The sequence below is a fragment of the Clostridium thermosuccinogenes genome (genome assembly GCF_002896855.1).
GTDB lineage: Bacteria > Bacillota > Clostridia > Acetivibrionales > DSM-5807 > Pseudoclostridium > Pseudoclostridium thermosuccinogenes.
This window is the reverse complement of record NZ_CP021850.1, coordinates 1,112,899-1,129,947: the sequence shown is the minus strand read 5'-3', so window position 1 is coordinate 1,129,947 and position 17,049 is coordinate 1,112,899. Positions and strand designations below refer to the sequence as shown.

The 17,049-nt window shown below is 44.6% G+C and carries 10 protein-coding genes; 6 read left to right on the top strand and 4 right to left on the bottom strand.

Features of this window, described 5'->3' with window-relative positions:
* Positions 1–12: 12 nt before the first annotated feature.
* Entirely contained in the window at positions 13–918 is a 906-nt protein-coding gene (locus CDO33_RS04935) for a glycyl-radical enzyme activating protein (RefSeq protein WP_103080888.1), read from the bottom strand.
* A gap of 63 nt (positions 919–981) precedes the next feature.
* On the bottom strand, positions 982–3,222 hold the full coding sequence (locus tag CDO33_RS04930; RefSeq protein ID WP_202849484.1) for a hypothetical protein: 2,241 nt from the start codon (positions 3,220–3,222) through the stop codon (positions 982–984).
* 504 nt (positions 3,223–3,726) lie between these two features.
* Between CDO33_RS04930 and CDO33_RS04925 the strand changes: the two genes are divergently transcribed.
* From CDO33_RS04925 to asnB, 3 genes are all read left to right on the top strand, one after another.
* Positions 3,727–4,710 carry a Gfo/Idh/MocA family protein gene (locus CDO33_RS04925; RefSeq protein WP_103080889.1) on the top strand — a complete coding sequence of 328 codons (984 nt, stop codon included), beginning with the start codon at positions 3,727–3,729 and terminating at the stop codon, positions 4,708–4,710.
* Positions 4,711–4,765: 55 nt separating this feature from the next.
* On the top strand, positions 4,766–5,881 hold the full coding sequence (locus CDO33_RS04920; protein WP_242973386.1) for a Gfo/Idh/MocA family protein: 1,116 nt from the start codon (positions 4,766–4,768) through the stop codon (positions 5,879–5,881).
* Between the two features lie 500 nt (positions 5,882–6,381).
* Positions 6,382–8,223, top strand: coding sequence for an asparagine synthase (glutamine-hydrolyzing) (asnB, locus tag CDO33_RS04915; RefSeq protein ID WP_103080890.1), 1,842 nt, complete (start codon positions 6,382–6,384; stop codon positions 8,221–8,223).
* Between the two features lie 200 nt (positions 8,224–8,423).
* Here the strand turns inward: asnB and CDO33_RS04910 are convergent, their stop codons facing one another.
* Complete coding sequence (locus tag CDO33_RS04910) at positions 8,424–8,684, bottom strand: YkuS family protein (RefSeq protein ID WP_103080891.1); 261 nt, start codon at positions 8,682–8,684, stop codon at positions 8,424–8,426.
* A 360-nt stretch (positions 8,685–9,044) separates the two neighbouring features.
* Positions 9,045–12,821, bottom strand: coding sequence for a phosphoribosylformylglycinamidine synthase (locus tag CDO33_RS04905; protein ID WP_103080892.1), 3,777 nt, complete (start codon positions 12,819–12,821; stop codon positions 9,045–9,047).
* Between the two features lie 543 nt (positions 12,822–13,364).
* Here CDO33_RS04905 and CDO33_RS04900 point away from each other — a divergent pair.
* The 3 genes from CDO33_RS04900 (at position 13,365) to CDO33_RS04890 (ending at position 16,853) form a co-directional block, all read left to right on the top strand.
* On the top strand, positions 13,365–14,258 hold the full coding sequence (locus CDO33_RS04900; protein WP_103080893.1) for a LysR family transcriptional regulator: 894 nt from the start codon (positions 13,365–13,367) through the stop codon (positions 14,256–14,258).
* Positions 14,259–14,525: 267 nt separating this feature from the next.
* Positions 14,526–15,080 (top strand): helix-turn-helix domain-containing protein, encoded by a 555-nt coding sequence (locus tag CDO33_RS04895; protein WP_103080894.1) that lies wholly within the window; start codon positions 14,526–14,528, stop codon positions 15,078–15,080.
* A 114-nt stretch (positions 15,081–15,194) separates the two neighbouring features.
* A complete protein-coding gene (locus CDO33_RS04890) occupies positions 15,195–16,853 on the top strand; it encodes an AMP-binding protein (RefSeq protein WP_479690672.1) in 1,659 nt (552 codons plus the stop codon).
* Positions 16,854–17,049: the final 196 nt, after the last annotated feature.

Below are 17,049 nucleotides of genomic sequence, written 5' to 3'. Positions count from 1 at the left end.
ACACCGCCTTTTCTATTTTATTTTGGAGTAAGTTGCCGAAAGGCCCTTTTCCGCAAAAATTTTGCACACTTTGTCCAGTTCTTCGTTGGATGGGGTTGCAAAAAATTCTTCCTTTTCCATGCCCAAGGCTGCCCTTTTGCTTTCCCCAAGCCTATGGTAAGGCAAAATCTCCACCTTGCCAATATTCAACGGACTCAAAATCTCGGCGATCCCTTCCATTTCGCCTTCATTGCAGCCGGGAATATAGGGTATGCGTACGCAAATCTCGCATTTTCTCTCGGATAAAGCCTTAAGGTTGCTTAAAATAAGTTGATTGGATACTCCGGTCAATTTCTTATGAACATTGTCATCGGCTGCCTTAACATCATACAAAAACAGATCAGTTAAAGGGATGACTTTTTCAAAGGCTTCAAAAGGAACATTTCCTGCAGTGTCAATCGCCGTGTGTATGCTCCTTTCACGGCACATGAGCAGCAGGTCTTTCAGAAGCTCAGGCTGGAGCATGCACTCTCCTCCTGAAAACGTCACACCACCTCCGGAATTCTTATAATACAGTATATCTCTCTCCACAACCCTGAATATTTCAGCTGCCGTCACCTCCTTGCCGGCAATGGCCAGAGCACCGGCATAGCACGAATCACAGCAGATTCCGCAACCGGTGCATGCATTGCGGTCTATAAAATGCTTCCCTTCATCCGTCACAGAGTGGGCATGAACCGGACATACCCTGAAGCAATTACCGCAACCGGCACATTTTTCTTCATAAAACATCAATTGACGCTTAAGAGCATAGGATTCAGGGTTGTGACACCAAATGCAACGCAGGTTGCATCCTTTAAAAAAGACTGTGGTTCTTATCCCCGGCCCGTCATAGGTCGAAAATTGCTGTATATTAAATATGATACCTTTTGCTTCCATAATATGGCACCCTCTCTCAAGTCCCTTTTGCAGAAATCATTGCCTCGACAACGCGAGCCGGTCTTACTTTTGCTGCATTATTCCTTTTATAACCACCTGCTTCCCACAGCTGTCATAGGAAAGCAATACTGTATTAGAAAGCTCATCCCACAGATGTTCCACAGGAATTTCATTGCCATCTTCGTCCACTGCAGCAACCTCTTCTATCGGTTTTGCAAGCTTCAGACGGATATTAGCTCTCAGAGAAGCCGCTCCCCTGGCCGTTAGTTCAAAGGCATTGTCTCCGCATTCAAATTTGAATATCCTTACAGATGTTCCTATGATGCAGTTTTGATGCTTAACCTTGCTCAGATCCATCAGCAGGGTATTTTCATCCGGGTGCAGCACCTTTCGAGTCACTATTTTGAAATCAGGCGTATACATATCGGCAAATACACCTTCAAAAATCTGAGGACTGTCATCAACGCTTTCATCCATCACAGCAGAAATAATATAGTATCCGCGCCTCAGAGTTATGTGGTTGGTATAATCCCAACGGCTTCCGGTTCTTTCCAGCACATCCTTGACAAAGCTGCGGTATTGGTCTGCTATCTTTTTATTAAGGCATAGCTTGGCCGGGCATATGTTATATACTGCCAGAACTCCTTTTCCAACAGTATATACCCCGTCTTCCAGTTCTCTCGGGAGCCCCATCATCTCGAATAAATGCTGGGCCGGATTGTCATAAGAAGTTCTGCCTGGCCGGTTCCACCATCCTTGTATGCCATGATAGGGATCGGAACCGTCTCCTATATAAATCAGAGTACCCCCTTCTCTCGTCCAGGTAGCAAAGGCATTGTTGATGTCCGGAGACAGAGGCTTAATGTATTCATAGCTGAGTATCAAATTCTTGTAGTCGTCAAGATATGCAGGGAACCTCCGGATATTGTCCATCTGGACCGGACGTACCGGCAATCCGTATTTCAAGAGGGGCAGTGCCATGCCGTAAAAGTTCGGGAAGGAACCGCTTTCGATGAATTCCTTCAGCATATCTTCATCCAGCTCCATCTCCTCCGGAATCTGCGCAATTCCTCCTGACTGAATGCGCTTTTGGTGCTCTCCTAACCTGCGAGGGCTCTTTATTATACCATCCGGGTAAGTTCTCTGGAACAGTCCCGTGTCGGACATGATAATTCCCACTCCCGAATTTACACCGTCAAAGCTGAAATCATCCTGATCCATATCTCCCAGAGTATTAAAAATATTGTTAAGCAGTGTGCAATATTCAGGAGGTATGGTTTTTGCATTTTCCATAGGGCGTCTTTCCTTGCGGGAGAAAGGATATTTCCCGTTGAACACCCTGTTCGGCCAGGGACATATTTCATAATTATGGACATTGGGATGCAAAAGAGATGCCGTAACTGTCTTAAGATAATTATATTCATAGTCTTCCCAAGGATACTCCGGATTGTCTTCAATGGGGTCCTGTAAAAACCACATTTTTCTACCGGTTCCTTTTGTCAATTCCTGCATGATTCCATATTCCAGATAGGCAGTTTCAAAAGTCCTTTCTTTCAGGACACCCTGGTATACATTTTCACTTCTGCTGGTACCCGTCCAGACCTGAGCTATGTATCCGTCCAGCACAGGCAGGTCGATCAGCGCCCCTTCCGGGCTCATAATCTTCCACTGGGTATAATTAAGAAGACTGTGGGTAGGCACGTAAAAACGCACAACCCGGTTGTGCTTGACCTTTGCATATTCCCTTAATGCTCCGCAAATACGGTCCAGAGCACGGGCATAAAGGTATGCTTTAAGCCTTGAAGCCTTGTAACGAACATCAAGGTCTTCGTCCATCGGTCTCCATGGCTCTCTGTAATATAATTCGTACTCCCGTTTGAAAGCCTCGGAGTAGCCGCCATAATCCCAAAATTCCGGCTCCTCCAGATGGATTGCTTCCACGCCTGCATCCACTGCCACTTTCAATTTTTCAGTCAGATAGTCGGCAAAGGCAATGGTAGGCACCATATACGGCACATCTTTGCCATGGAGGATCAGCCTGCCGTCGCGGGCTTTCTGGGCCTCATCCCAGTGTTCACGTCCATCCCAGCGGCCATACAGGTAATCCTGATATTCACCCCAGGCAATACCCGTCATTAAATGCACCACGTATCCCTGTTTTTTGAATTCTGCAATCCTCTGGGGCATGGATTCATCGATGCCATACACCATAACAAAATCGCACTGCACATCAATGTTGGGATTATATGGGGCATGCTCCTGATAGCCAGTCAATTCTTCCTTTTTATCGCGTATATATGCCACTATAAAACACCCTTTCTGATAACTTTATAAAATAAGCGATAAGCCTATGATGTTCATAAAGCAAATCATTATTCACTTGTATATCGGGGAATTTAAACATGCAATAAATACATAAAATACATACCAAAAAATGTTCTTCATTAACATTTCTTTTTGATTCGAAGTACATCAACGTTTCTGTTTACTTAGAAGTACATCGATTCGATTATAAATAGTCAAGCCTGCTTCATGCCAGACTTTTAACAATATACCTTAAATCCTGATGGTTTCCTCTTCACTCGCTTAAATTATAAACAGTATACCTTACTGTGTCAACTTCTCATGCTTATATGTCAATATAAAAGATAAAATAATACTAACTAAACATAAGATTATCCATCTCGAATATAAGAATGGAAATTGTTTTTTGGGAAAGCATTATATATAATGCAAAATAGATAATTATAAAATAACAGCATTTATAATTACCTGCATGTCACAAGTTTTAGCAAAGGAGTGGTTGATATGTTAAATGTTGCAATGTTAAGCAAATGGCATGTCCACGCTGAAGGTTATGCCAACCAGGTATTAAAAACCGGCAAAGCCAGAATTACAGCTGTCTGGGATGAAGATGCAGACAGAGGCTCCCAGTGGGCAGCGCAGCTAGGATGCTCTTTTGAAAAGGATCTGGACGCCCTTTTGTCCAGGGATGATGTAGACGCAGTAGTATGTGACGCTCCAACCACCATGCATCGCGATGTAATGGTAAAAGCAGCTCTTGCCGGAAAGCACATCTTTACTGAAAAAGCCATGGCTCCTACTGTTGCAGAATGTGAAGATATAGCTCGCGCAGTGGAAAAAACCGGTGTAACCTTTGTTATTTCCCTTCCTCAGAGAACAACGCCTGTTATTCAGCTGGCAAGAAAAATGATCAAAAACGGCGAGTTCGGAAAGATCTCCCTGGTTCGTATACGCAATGGTCATGATGGAGTCAGCGGTGGTTGGCTGCCTGAGTACTGGTTTGATGAATCCAAGACTGGCGGAGGAGCCCTCATGGACCTTGGCTGCCATCCGATGTACACTTCCTGCTACCTCCTGGGTAAACCGGTCAGGATTACATCCCTTCTGACATCTCCTTTCGGCACTAAAGTTGACGAAAGTGCCACTGCTTCCATAGAATTTGAAAACGGTGCCGTTTGTACATGTGAAACAAGCTTTGTCACTTACAACACTCCGGGTGCTGTTGAAATATATGGTTCTGATGCCACACTGCTGGCTTATGGCAGAGATGTGAAGCTCAAAACAAAATCTCTCGGCAAGTACACCAACGAGTATATTGTTCCTACTCTCCCCGAAGCACTCCCTATGCCTGTTGAAATGTTTGTAGACGCTTGCATAAACAAAACCGGCTCACCGGAAGGCTTCGGAGTACAGGACGGCATTGATCTTACCCGTCTTCTTGAAAACGCATATATATCCAACCGGGAAAATCGCATAGTTACTCTATAAGGGTTCATCTGCTTATTGCAGAATGAGGCGGTCCATTTAAGAAAGGAGTATATTTATGTCAATTGCTATAATCACTGAAACCAAATCCGGCCCCATGAGGGAAGTAAAGGTCGGTATCATAGGATGTGGCGGAATCGCCAACGGAAAGCATATGCCCAGCCTCAAAAAGCTGGAAAACGTAAAGATGGTGGCCTTTTGTGATATTATAGAAGAAAGGGCCCAAAAAGCAAAGAAGGATTATGGCACGGAAGACGCTTTTGTTTGCACTGATTACAGGGAGCTTTTGAAGATACCGGATATAGAAGTGGTTCATGTACTGACCCCTAACGTATCCCATGCTGAAATATCCATTGCCGCGCTGGAAGCCGGCAAGCATGTCATGTGTGAAAAGCCCATGGCTGCTTCCTCCAAAGACGCAAGGGCTATGGTCGAAGCCGCTAAGCGCACCGGTAAAAAGCTGACAATAGGCTATCAGAGCAGAAGCACCAGAACATATCAATATGCCCGCAAACTGATTCAGGATGGTGAACTGGGTGAAGTTTACTATGTAAAAGCACCGGCAGTCCGCAGGAGAGGTGCACCGCTTTGGGGCGTATTTTTGGATAAGGAGAAGCAGGGCGGCGGCCCGATGATCGACATCGGAACCCATTCCATAGATGCAGCCCTCTATCTCATAGGCAATTACGAAGTAGCCAGCGTAACTGGCTCCGTATATCGCAAGCTGGCTGATACAGCCATGTACTCCAATGAATGGGGCATTTGGGACCCCAAGGATTTCCAGGTAGAAGATTCAGCCATGGGATTTGTCAAGTTTAAGAACGGAGCTACCATGGTTGTAGAAGCTTCCTGGCTGCTCAATGTGGAAAACGGTGGACATATGACCATCTGCGGAACCAAGGGTGGCCTTGAAATACGCGGGGATATCGTCCGGATTAACGGAGAGAAAAACGGTTCCCTGTATATCAATGATGTAAAACCCAACAACACTGCCAGAGAACTCTTTAAGGGCGAGAACCTGACCGCCGAGGAATATGAAGCCAAACAGTGGATTTACAGCGTGGTAAACGACCTTCCGCCTCTAACAAAACCGGAAGAGGCCTGCGTGGTCTCAGAGATTATTGAAGCGATCTATGAGTCCGCAAAAACCGGCAAAACTATTTATTTTGATTGATCAAGTTGTTGCGGTATCAACATTGGCTCAAGTTACATGCTGATGAACATAAGTTAAAAATAGATCAGATAACATTTTGTATACGTATCAAGTAATATTTATACATTATTATTTATTTTAAATATTATTTGTAGTTATCATAAAACACGCTGATTTTCAGTCAGCGTGTTTTTTATGTTATATAAGCCGCAGATCGCCTTGGCTCAGATGATTTCCCTATTCTCCGCCGGATAAAGCATAATATTTTTCGAAAATTCATAACGGTTTTATAAAAAATGACATATCAGTGACCGTTTGGTAGAAATTATAAGTTACCATACAATAATCACCAAAGGAATGCCACAATAAATGTACGTAAATTCTTTATACTGCCTGAAATAATGTAACACTGTGGCGATGGCAGCATATGCTATAGTGAAAAACTAAATGAGATCAATTATCATTTGGCAAAGGTGCCCTGTCTTAAGAGGGCACTTTTTGGGTTAAAGGAGTTGATAATAATGTGTGGAATAGCAGGATGGATAGATTTGAAAAACAATCTGCATGGCCAGGAAAAGATCCTGGAGCAAATGTCACAGGCATTATCACACCGCGGGCCGGATGCTGAAGGCTTGTGGACATCGGACCATGCCCTTATCGCCCATAAACGTCTTATAGTTGTTGATCCTGCCGGGGGATGCCAGCCGATGGTAAGGCGCTTTGGAGGCTATGATTACACAATCACCTATAACGGAGAGCTCTACAACACTGTTGAACTCCGTGAGGAGCTTAAAGCAAAAGGTTATATCTTCGAAAGCAACTCGGATACGGAAGTGCTTCTCATCTCCTACATAGAGTGGGGAAGCGGTTGTGCTGAGCGTCTCAACGGTATATATGCCTTTGGTATATGGAATGAAAAAGAGCAAAGCCTTTTCCTCTGCAGGGACAGATTCGGTGTAAAGCCTCTTTTCTATGCACTGAGGGGAACCTCCTTGATTTTTGCATCGGAGCTTAAGGCACTGCTTGCTCACCCGGAAATACAACCGGAAATTGATAATGAAGGGCTAGCTGAAATTTTTGCTTTGGGGCCTTCCAGAACGCCCGGGCATGGGGTGTTTAAAAATGTGTACGAAGTAAAGCCTTCCCATCATATCCTTTACAACCATCAAGGCCTTCGTATGACCAGGTACTGGAAACTGGAAAGCCATCCCCACACCGACAGCCTCGAAGACACCATAACCAATGTAAGGAACCTGCTTACAGATTCAATAGTCCGCCAGTTGGTTTCCGATGTCCCGGTATGCACCTTTTTGTCCGGAGGGCTTGACTCAAGCATAATAACTGCCGTAGCGGCACAGGAATTTCGTGATACGGGAAAAGGGCGGCTACACAGCTTCTCCATCGACTACACCGGCAACGATCAATTCTTCACTCCCAGCAGCTTCCAGCCGGATGCCGATGCTCCCTGGGTCAAACGCATGTCCGATGTGGCAGGCACTGAGCACCATTACATCACTTTCAACTCCCAGGAAATAGCCGATGCCCTTAAGGATGCTCTGTATTCCAGAGATCTTCCCGGCATGGCCGATATCGATTCATCCCTATGGCTGTTTTCCCGGGAGGTCAAAAAGCACTCCACCGTAGCCCTTTCAGGAGAGTGCTCCGATGAGATATTCGGCGGATACCCATGGTTTCACAGGGAGGAAATGTTCAGCCGCGACAGCTTCCCATGGATTCATCCGTCGGATGTGCGCAGCACGCTGCTGAAACCGGAAGTAAAAGACTATATAAAGCCCCACGAATATGTGGAAAGAAGATACCGGGAAACCATAAGCGAAGTACCGGCGCTGAAAGGGGAAGATCCGACGGAAGCAAGGAGGCGGGAAATTTTCTATCTTAACATTACATGGTTCATGTCCACCCTTCTGGACCGTAAAGACCGCATGAGCATGGCATCGGGGCTGGAGGTAAGAGTGCCATTCTGCGACCACCGCCTGGTGCAATATGTCTGGAACATTCCCTGGGATATCAAAACTTACGGTGACCGGGAAAAAGGGCTCCTCCGCCAGGCAGCGAAAGGGATTCTCCCGGATGATGTAATTAAGAGACGTAAAAGTCCATACCCCAAAACCCATGACCCATACTTTGAAAAAATCGTCAACGAAATGCTCATTGAAATACTTAACGACAGCGCTTCCCCTCTGCTGCGTCTTATCCAAAAGGATAAGGTACTGCCCCTGCTGAACGGAAAATCGGATTACGGCAGACCATGGTTTGGGCAGTTGATGGCAGGGCCACAGCTTGCGGCTTATCTGATACAGATTGACCTGTGGATGCGAAGCTTTAAAATAAGCATAGTATAGAGTCCATACAGGCTATGATTTGCATTTTTATTTAAATTCATATAGCAGAACCTCTTATAATACAAAATAGTAACAGCTATAGCAACAGCCGGAAAAGCAGAAGCTGGATATGAAATCGCTCCTGTCCTTCCGGCTGTCTGATCAAAATTGCTGAAGTATGACCAACTTGCCTTACTTTCTTAGGAAGAGATATTCAAACATCACTGCTTAAGACTTGTATTCAACTGCCAGTATACCTGTTCCGCAGTCATGCCTCTTGCTTCAATAACCGGTATTTTTGACACAACATCCTGCATCCCGAGAAAATCCTTGTTCATGCCTGTAACAACTACAGCGTCATATTTGTCAATATTTTTACTGTAATCGCTACCAAACTCTATGCTCTCAACTTTATATCCCTTTTCAGAAAGATACTGGATAACCGGCGTCAATTCCTTTTCTACCGCAATAGTTCTGTCCATAAGCAGATTTCTCCTTCCCTAGCCAATTAAATTTAGTCGGTCATGCTTATATTATTGTTTGCATAATATTTTTTTATATTCTCCCGGATTTTTCAACCAATCCGTAATGAGCTTTTGTTTGCTTTGGACAGTTTCATTTCAACACCGGAAATACTTACCGGGAACGGTTATTTGCTTCGCCTCCGGAAATACTTGCTCTGACAAGCATTTATTTATCCCAAAAATTCTTTCCATGTAGAAAGTTTTATTTCACCACCGCAAAGACTTCCATGAAGAGATTTATACCATCACCGGAAACACTTGCCATGGAAGATTTTCGCTTCACATCCGGAAATACTCGCCATGAAAAGCTTTATTTCATCATCGGAAATAGCTTATTCCGGCTTCAAATATCCTCTGATCTTTTTCGCCGGGGATATTTACCGCCACATTGGAGCCAACCCTTTCCGAATGCCCCATTTTACCCAGAATTCTTCCGTCAGGGCTTGTAATCCCTTCAATAGCGTTGATGGATCCGTTGGGGTTGTACCGGATATCATAAGTGGGATTGCCATCCGGATCCACATACTGGGTGGCAATCTGCCCGTTTTTTGCCATGCTTTCCAGCACCTCAGGGCTGGCCACAAACCTTCCCTCTCCATGGGATACAGCCACTTTATGGATTTCGCCGATCTGGAGGTTGCTAAACCACGGCGACAGGGTGGACACCAGCTTGGTCGACACCATGCAGGATACATGGCGTCCTATAGTATTGAAAGTAAGGGTAGGCTGGTCTTCATCCATATCTCTTATCTCTCCATAGGGTACCAGTCCAAGTTTAATGAGAGCCTGGAATCCGTTGCATATTCCGAGCATCAGCCCATCCCTCTGTTTCAGGAAGCGCATTACCGCATCCTTGATATATGGATTTCTGAAAGCCGTGGCAATGAATTTGCCCGAGCCGTCAGGCTCGTCTCCGGCGCTGAACCCTCCCGGCAGAGCGATTATCTGGGAATTTTCTATCTTTTTTACCATAGTCTCAATGGATTCTTCAATATCGCGGGCGGACAGGTTTTTAATGACCATCATATCCACGGTTCCTCCCGCCTTTTCAAAAGCCCTGGCAGTGTCGTACTCACAGTTGGTGCCGGGAAACACAGGGATAAATACCCTTGGTTTTGCATATACCGTGGCGGACTTTATCGCCCTGAACCTGTCAAAATAGTAATGTACCGGAGTTTCCTTCCTCTCTTCCACCTTTGTGGGGAAAACTGTTTCAAGAGGCTCCTGCCATTTCTGTATTGCCACATCCAGCATGATCCTGGTTCCGTTCACATCAATCGCTTCATCCGTCTGGGTGCGGCCGAGGAGTTCATATTCGTATCCTTTAAACAGATTTTCCACATCTTCCTTCTCTGGTATTTCCAGTATTATGGAACCATATTCCGGAGAAAACAGCTCTTTGATGCCAAAACTTCCTTCAAAAACAAATCCGATCTTGTTGCCAAAGCACATCTTGCTGATGGCCTCTGCTATTCCACCATAGCGTACTGAATGAGCGGCCAGCACCTTTCCGGCTTGTACCAGTTCATATACCTTTGAATAGTTCCTGTCCAACTGGTGAAAGTCCGGAATATCGTATTCGTCCCTTCTCAAGGGCAATAAAACCACCTGGCTGCCTGCCTTTTTAAACTCTGTGGAAATAACCCTGCGAACATCTATTGTATCCACTGCAAAAGCCACAAGGGTTGGAGGTACCGTCATATCCTTGAAGGTACCGGACATGCTGTCCTTACCACCTATTGCCGGTATACCCAGCCTCATCTGGGCATAATAGGCTCCCAGCAGCGCGGCAAACGGTTTTCCCCATTTCTTGGGGTCCTTGCCCAGCTTTTCGAAATACTCCTGCAGGGTAAGACGGGCTCTCCTGTAATCGCCGCCCATGGCAGCAACCTTGGCCACCGCCTCAATTATTGCGTACAGCGCTCCATGGAAGGGGCTCCATTTTGCTATGGAAGGATTGTATCCAAAAGTCATAACAGTACCGGTTACTGTATCCCCTTTCAGCACAGGAATCTTGGCTGCCATGCCTTCAGCAGGACTAAGCTGGTGTTCTCCTCCGAAGGGCATCAGAACAGTACCGGCGCCTATTGTGCTATCGAACCGCTCCACCAAACCTTTTTGGCTGCATACATTCAGTCTCTGCAGATTGCTAATCCATGCCTTTTCAAGGTTGTCGGAATTATTCTCGATTTCTGCCGGCAGGACACTGAAAGGACTGCCGCTTTTATCCGGAATTGAAACCACTACCCTGGTGCTCTGCTTTGCTCCGTTGGTATTCAGAAAGCTTCTGCTGATATCGACGATGGATCTTCCTCTCCAGAACATTTTGAGCCTTCCTTCCGAAGTCACAACAGCCACCTTCACTGCTTCAAGGTTTTCTTCCCTTGCTGCTGAAATGAACGCTTCAGCATCATCCGGAGCCACCATGACAGCCATTCTCTCCTGGGATTCGGATATCGCCAGTTCGGTGCCATCCAACCCCTCATACTTTTTAGGTACCGCATCAAGGTTTATTTCAAGACCGTCGGCCAGCTCGCCGATGGCAACAGAAACACCTCCGGCTCCAAAATCATTGCATTTTTTGATCATGCGGCTTACTTCAGGATTTCGGAAAAGCCTTTGTATTTTTCTTTCAGTGGGAGGATTTCCCTTCTGGACTTCTGAACCGCATGTGAGCAGCGAATCCTCCGTATGCTCCTTGGAAGATCCGGTTGCTCCGCCGCATCCGTCCCGGCCTGTCCTTCCGCCTAAAAGGATTATCACATCCCCTGCTTCCGGCTTTGATCTCACCACATTCCTTTTTGGTGCGGCCCCTATAACGGCTCCGATCTCCATCCTTTTTGCCACAAAGCCCTCATCGTAGATCTCTGTTACCTGCCCTGTGGCCAAGCCTATCTGATTTCCGTAAGAGCTGTATCCGGCAGCAGCTCCTGTGGTTATCTTGCGCTGCGGGAGCTTGCCCGGGATGGTGTCTTCGATTCTCGTCCTTGGATCACCGCTGCCGGTGACACGCATAGCCTGGTAGACATAAGCCCTGCCTGACAGAGGATCTCTTATGGCACCGCCAAGGCATGTTGCGGCACCACCAAAAGGTTCTATTTCTGTGGGATGGTTGTGGGTCTCGTTTTTAAACATGACAAGCCATTCCTCTTCAAAACCATCCACCTCCACATTGACAACTATGCTGCAGGCGTTTATCTCATCGGATATATCCAGGTCATCCAGTTTTCCCTGCCTTCTCAGCTCCTTCATGGCTATCGTCGCCAGATCCATCAGGCACATATCCTTGTCTTTTCCAAGGTGGATTACTGCTCTTGACTTCAAGTAGCCTGAATAGGCATTCCTTATGGCATCGGAATAATGTCCCGATTCAATTTCCTCCCCATCTATAGATGTCAGAAACGTAGTATGCCTGCAGTGATCCGACCAGTAAGTGTCGATTACCCTTATCTCCGTTACGGTAGGATCTCTTTTTTCGGTATTTTTAAAATAATCACGGCAGAATGCGAGGTCCTCAAAGGACATGGCCAGTCCCATGCTTTCCATAAGCTCTGCCATCTCTTCATCCGTCATTTTTATAAAACCGTTGATAGTTTCAATATCCTCCGGCATATCCGGAACATCTTCCAGAGTGGCCGGTTTTTCCATGGAAGCCTCCCGGCTTTCCACCGGGTTAATGCAGTAGGATTTTATCTTTTCGTACTCAAAGTCGGAAATTTCACCCTCTAAGATTATGAGCTTTGCAGTCTTTACCGACGGTCTTTCCCCCCCGGTAAGCATCTGGACGCACTGGGATGCCGAATCAGCCCTTTGGTCATACTGACCGGGTAGGTATTCTATCGCTATAACCCTTGAATCCGGGCTTATCGGAATTTCTTCCTCATAAACCAAATCCACCGGAGGTTCAGAAAATATCATATCCCTGGATCTGGCATATTCGTCGTCGGATACTCCCTCAATATCGTACCGGTTGATTATTCTTAACGATTTCAGCCCTTTTATGCCCAGATTGTCCCTTAAATCTCTGTAAAGCCCACCGGCCTCTATATCAAAACCCTTTTTCTTTTCAACAAAAATCCGCCTCACCTGTCCCATGATCTACTATACCTCCATTATCAACGCCCGATCCACAGCTTTTGGATCAAGCCTTAAAATTAATGTATTAAATTAACTCGTTGTGCCAGCATTCTCGATAGCGGAGTTCCGAGTTAAAGAGCTAGAATCGATAACTCCAATAATATCTATAATAAATTAAGGTAGCTATCGATATAATTCGCTAATTGAAAATTAGCGAATTACAAGCTTGATAAAAGATTAAGCAATTCACTTCGTTCAGGTGATTTGCCTTATCCTCCACTTCACCAACTATCTCTAATAACTCTTCACAACGCTATCTCAAATTAGCTAGCACAACAGGTTAAATTAAAGTTCTAAATCAATGTAATTAAACACATACTACAACTAATGCAAAAGTAATTTTCCTTATAGAATACCTCAATATCAAAACTTTAATAAATGTCCACAACTATATTCAAATTTGTCCCAAGCTTTATCATCCTATCTTGTCTGCTTTCATTATAATATGCTATTATTAATAAGTAAAATTAATAATACTAATGCTTGTAATTAGGAGTGCTTATGGATATAAATTTTGAGCTATATAAGATATTCTACCACACCGCCAAAACAGGCAGCTTTTCGGCAGCAGCCCGAAGGCTTTTCATATCTCAGTCGGCGGTGAGCCAGTCAATAAAAAGTCTGGAAGAAAAAATGGGAACGCAGCTTTTCTACAGGAAAACCCGCAGCATCAAGCTGACCAAGGATGGAGAGCTCTTGTTCAAGCATGTCGAACAGGCATACAACTTTTTAAAAGGAGCAGAGAATAAAATAGAAGAAATGCAAAATCTGAAATCCGGGGAAATGCGCATAGGAGTCGGAGACACCATATGCAAGTATTATCTCATGCCCTGCCTTAGAAAATTCAACAGCTTATACCCCAATGTCCACATACGGATCATCAACAGAACCTCGGCTCAAATCATAGAAAATCTGAAAAGCGGTTCTGCCGACCTCGGCATAGTCACTATGCCGGTAGAGGACAAAAGCATCTGTGTGACAGAGTTTTTGGAACTGGAGGATGTTTTTGTGGCATCGAAAAAATTCGAAAATTTAAAAGACAGGATATTATCGCCCGAAGAGCTTTTAAAATATCCGCTCCTGTTGCTGGAAAAGGCCAGTTCAACCCGAAGATGCGTTGACAATTACTTTAATGACAAGGGAATTGAGCTGCATCCGGAAATAGAATCGGAAAGCATAGATCTGCTGCTGGAGTTTGCAAAAATGGGCCTTGGCATAGCTCATGTCTTAAGAAAAAGTGCGATAGAAGCCATTAAAAGCGGCGAGCTTTTTGAAATACAACTGGAGGAAAAGCCTCCCATGAGAAAATTAGGCATCGCCACCGTAAAGGATGTCCCCCTGTGCAAGGCCGCGTCCGAGTTCATCCATATTTTGCGCCAGGAATATGAAAACTGAAGCTGATTGCATGTCGTAAGATACCGGAAGGCTTACCTTTTTCGATACCATCTCCCGTTATCTTATCATTCTCTTCAATATGATTACATTATTACCCTTTGCTCCCTTCTGTCGGATTCCATAAATTTTTTTACGCATTCTTATGAAATGATAAGCCTAGGTCTTATAACGCTTTATTTAGAATTTCCATTATGTTATGATAAATTATAAAATTGTCTCTAATTTAGCAACATATTCTATCCAAATATATACGAAAGGGATGGTTTTATGTCGGAACAGATAAGGCAGATTGCCGAAAGGTTGAAAGAGCTGAGGAATATAGCAGGTCTTTCTCCGGAAGATCTGGCGGCACAGCTCAAAATACCGGTTGATACCTACAAGGAATATGAAAGTGGAGAGGTAGACATACCGGTAAGTTTTCTTTACAAGGTAGCAAGCATGTTTAATGTGGAGCTTACGGCATTATTGACCGGAGAAGGACCAAAGCTGCACACCTATTCTCTGGTCAGGGCAGGCAAAGGTGTAAGCATAGAGAGAAGGAAGGAATATAAGTATCAGAGCCTTGCATACAACTTTGCCAATAAAAAGGCAGAGCCTTTCCTGGTAACAGTGGAGCCTGAAGATGAAAGCACGGAAGTAAGGTATAATTCCCACACAGGACAGGAATTCAATTATGTTCTTGAAGGCAGGATGAAAGTAATAATCGATGGCCACGAGGTTGTTCTCAATGAAGGGGATTCTTTGTATTTTGATTCCGGCATAAATCATGCAATGAGAGCCTTGGACAACAAACCGGCCAAGTTTCTGGCAATAATCATATAATCTGATGCAGGATTTTAGTTGTTGAACACTAATCCAACATATACAATACATATTTAAAAATCTATGATCAACAGTTGATAAATGTAAATTATACAAGAATAGAGGTAATAGGCAATGTCAATGGTTGAAAGATTTCTCCAACAAGTAGAGTTCACTTCATATGAAGATATAGTAAGAAATTTCAAGATAAAGGTACCGGAAAATTTCAATTTCGCATACGACGTAGTTGATGTGATAGCTACCGAAACCCCTGACAAAACAGCCATGGTTTGGTGTGACGAAAAAGGGAATGAAGCGGTATTTAATTTTGGTCAGATGAAATATTATTCCGATAAGGCGGCCAACTTTTTCAGGTCAGTAGGCATAAAAAAAGGCGACCCGGTAATGCTTATTCTAAAACGGCGTTATGAATTCTGGTTTTGCATCCTTGCCCTCCACAAAATAGGTGCAATATGCATCCCCGCCACTCACATGCTTACTAAAAAAGACCTCGTTTACAGAAACAATGCCGCCGATGTCAAAATGATTGTTTGCGTCAATGAGCCTGAAGTTATAAAGCATGTGGAGGACTCGGAGGCAGAATCTCCTACCCTTAAGTATAAAGTTCTCGTAGGCGGCAGCAAGGAAGGCTGGATCGACTTCAACAAGGAAATGGAGAATTCCCCGGCAGAGTTCACAAAGCCTTCCGGGAGTGAATATACAACTAATGACGACATCTCCCTGCTGTATTTCACATCGGGTACGACAGGAATGCCAAAAATGGTACAGCACAACTTTACATATCCCCTTGGACATATACTTACAGCCAAGTACTGGCAGAATGTCCAGGATGGGGGCCTCCATCTTACTGTAGCTGATACCGGCTGGGCAAAAGCGATGTGGGGCAAATTATACGGCCAGTGGATATGCGGAAGCGCAGTTTTTGTATATGATTATGATAAATTTGTCCCCAGCGATCTGCTGAACGTAATTTCCAAGCATGGCGTAACAACTTTCTGTGCGCCGCCGACCATCTACAGGTTTTTCATAAAGGAAGACCTCACCAAATATGATTTAAGCAAGTTAAAATATTGTGTCGTTGCCGGCGAACCGCTTAATCCGGAAGTATACAACCAATTTTACAAGGCAACCGGCATAAAACTGATGGAAGCATATGGTCAGACGGAGTTGACCGTCGTCCTGGGCACCTTCCCGTGGATGGAACCAAAGCCGGGTTCCATGGGCAAGCCGGCACCGGGATATGAGGTTGACCTGGTGGATGAAGACGGGAATTCGGTGGACATAGGTGAGGAAGGCCAGATAGTTATTCGTACGGATAAACTAAAACCCGCCGGAATGTTTGGGGGATATTACAGGGATGAAGCCCTCACTAAAAAAGTATGGAACAATGATGTTTATTATACCGGAGATATCGCATGGCGGGATGAAGACGGATACTTCTGGTTTGTAGGCAGGGCTGATGATGTGATCAAGAGCTCTGGATACCGTATAGGGCCCTTTGAAGTTGAGAGCGCCCTTCTCGAGCATCCTGCAGTTCTCGAGTGCGCCATCACGGCAGTTCCTGATCCGATCCGAGGCCAGATTGTAAAAGCCACGGTTGTGCTGACAAAGAATTATAAGCCCAGCGACGCCCTGGTAAAAGAGCTTCAGGAACATGTAAAAACCGTCACCGCTCCATACAAATATCCAAGAATAATAGAATTTGTAGACGAACTCCCTAAAACGATAAGCGGAAAAATCCGCAGGGTTGAAATAAGGGAAAGGGATAAGTAAGGATGATATAAGGTTTTAATTAAAACCTGGCAGTTTACTTCATTAGAAAAAAAGTATATAAATTCATCAAAAGAATAAAAATTTATATAATGTTTATTAAAAAGGATTGAGCTTTGCATAAAAAGCCCAATCCTTTTTAACAGCTATCGCTTCATCCCTTGTCTAGCATATTTCAATGTCTAGTTTTCTTACGTGT

Coding starts and splice junctions, on each gene's coding strand:
- CDO33_RS04935 (WP_103080888.1), bottom strand. CDS start 918: ATGGAAGCAAAAGGTATCATATTTAATATACAGCAATTTTCGACCTAT.
- CDO33_RS04925 (WP_103080889.1), top strand. CDS start 3,727: ATGTTAAATGTTGCAATGTTAAGCAAATGGCATGTCCACGCTGAAGGT.
- CDO33_RS04920 (WP_242973386.1), top strand. CDS start 4,766: ATGTCAATTGCTATAATCACTGAAACCAAATCCGGCCCCATGAGGGAA.
- asnB (WP_103080890.1), top strand. CDS start 6,382: ATGTGTGGAATAGCAGGATGGATAGATTTGAAAAACAATCTGCATGGC.
- CDO33_RS04910 (WP_103080891.1), bottom strand. CDS start 8,684: ATGGACAGAACTATTGCGGTAGAAAAGGAATTGACGCCGGTTATCCAG.
- CDO33_RS04905 (WP_103080892.1), bottom strand. CDS start 12,821: ATGGGACAGGTGAGGCGGATTTTTGTTGAAAAGAAAAAGGGTTTTGAT.
- CDO33_RS04900 (WP_103080893.1), top strand. CDS start 13,365: ATGGATATAAATTTTGAGCTATATAAGATATTCTACCACACCGCCAAA.
- CDO33_RS04895 (WP_103080894.1), top strand. CDS start 14,526: ATGTCGGAACAGATAAGGCAGATTGCCGAAAGGTTGAAAGAGCTGAGG.
- CDO33_RS04890 (WP_479690672.1), top strand. CDS start 15,195: ATGTCAATGGTTGAAAGATTTCTCCAACAAGTAGAGTTCACTTCATAT.